The 1,625-nt window shown below is 34.2% G+C and carries 2 protein-coding genes; one reads left to right on the top strand and one right to left on the bottom strand.

Features of this window, described 5'->3' with window-relative positions:
* The coding region (locus ABT114_RS50355; RefSeq protein WP_351154104.1) for a recombinase family protein at positions 1 to 230 on the bottom strand (230 nt) is incomplete at its 3' end.
* A 92-nt stretch (positions 231 to 322) separates the two neighbouring features.
* Between ABT114_RS50355 and ABT114_RS50360 the strand changes: the two genes are divergently transcribed.
* Positions 323 to 1,434, top strand: a protein-coding gene (locus tag ABT114_RS50360) for an IS3-like element IS981 family transposase (protein WP_351154106.1) whose coding sequence is annotated in 2 segments (ribosomal slippage) — positions 323 to 539 and positions 539 to 1,434 — 1,113 coding nt in all. Because the reading frame shifts where the segments join, the coding sequence is not laid out codon by codon here.
* Positions 1,435 to 1,625: the final 191 nt, after the last annotated feature.

Consider the following 1,625-nt stretch of genomic DNA (forward strand, 5'->3'; position numbering starts at 1 on the left):
ACAATTTCTAAAACTTCTTTAGTGTTCCTGGCTAATCGATCTAACTTTGTCACAATTAAAGTATCGCCATTTGCTAACTTTTTGAGCACTAAATTAAATTGTGGACGTTCAACTGTAGTCCCCGTAAATTTTTCTTGGAAAACTTCTTCTGCTCCTGCTTCTTTCAGAACTTCAATTTGAGATTCTAATTTTTGTTCAAAAGTACTGACACGTGCATACCCAATTTTCATATTTTGACCTCTATTAATAACCCTAAGTTGTGAGTGATGTTATCCTTAAATCTTAGAGTCACTATTGTATAATTTAGACAAAGGACAAAAACATGAAAAAACGCTACTCAAAAGAATTTAAAGAAACCCTTATCGCCTTTTATCATTCTGGTCAATCCGTCACCCAGCTGTCTAAAGAATACGACGTGGCCCCTGCAACAATTTATAAATGGATAGACCTCTACTCTAAATCTAATGAAAGCTCCGTCTCTAAAGCTGATTTTCTAGAATTAAAAAGACAACTGGCTAAAGTTAAGGAAGAACGAGACATCTTAAAAAAAGTATTGACCATATTCGCCGAGAAAAAGAAGTGAGTGCTGCGGATATGGCTCAAACCATACAAACTTTAGCACTCAATGTCAGACTAAGCTGTCAACTCCTTGGTGTTACTGAATCAAGTTATTATGAACGGATTAACCGACATCCATCTAAAACTCAATTAAGGAGACAATACCTGTCACTCAAAATTTCTCAACTCTTCAATGCTAACCGAGGAATCTATGGTGCTACTAAAATTCATCATCTTCTACTTAAACAAGGGGAAAAAGTCGGGTTAAAACTGGTACAGAAGCTAATGAAGCAACTTCAACTCAAGTCTGTAGTCATTAAGAAATTTAAGCCTGGATACTCACTAAGTGATCACATCAATCGAAAAAATCTCATACAGACTGAACCTACAAAGAAAAATAAGGTTTGGTCAACCGACATTACTTATATTCCTACTCAACAAGGATGGGCTTATCTCTCAACCATTATGGATCGTTATACTAAAAAAGTCATTGCTTGGGATTTGGGCAAGCGAATGACTGTAGAATTAGTGCAAAGAACTTTAAATAAGGCCATTAAATCACAAGACTATCCAGAAGCTGTTATTCTTCATTCTGACCAAGGAAGCCAGTATACGAGTCTAGAGTATGAAGAGTTGCTTAAGTATTATGGGATGACTCACTCTTTCAGTCGAAGGGGATACCCTTATCATAATGCCAGTCTTGAATCTTGGCATGGACATTTAAAAAGAGAGTGGGTGTATCAATTTAAATATAAGAACTTTGAAGAAGCCTATCAGAGTATTTTCTGGTACATCGAAGCCTTTTATAATTCAAAACGAATCCATCAAAGTTTAGGGTATCTTACACCTAATCAATTTGAAAAGGTAAGTGCTTAAAATAAATAGATTAAAATTCTACGTTTGTTACTCTAAAAACTTGACTTAACGTCAATGGGTAGAAGGAGTTGTTTTTTGGAAAAAATTTATAGCAAAAAATTAACTCAGATTTCTAATTATTTAACTTTTTAATTTATGTTCTTTACTATAGCTAGTTTAATAAAAAAATTTGCTAAAAATTTGGAGCAAGG

It is taken from the genome of Streptomyces sp. NPDC002088 (assembly GCF_040296605.1).
GTDB lineage: Bacteria > Actinomycetota > Actinomycetes > Streptomycetales > Streptomycetaceae > Streptomyces.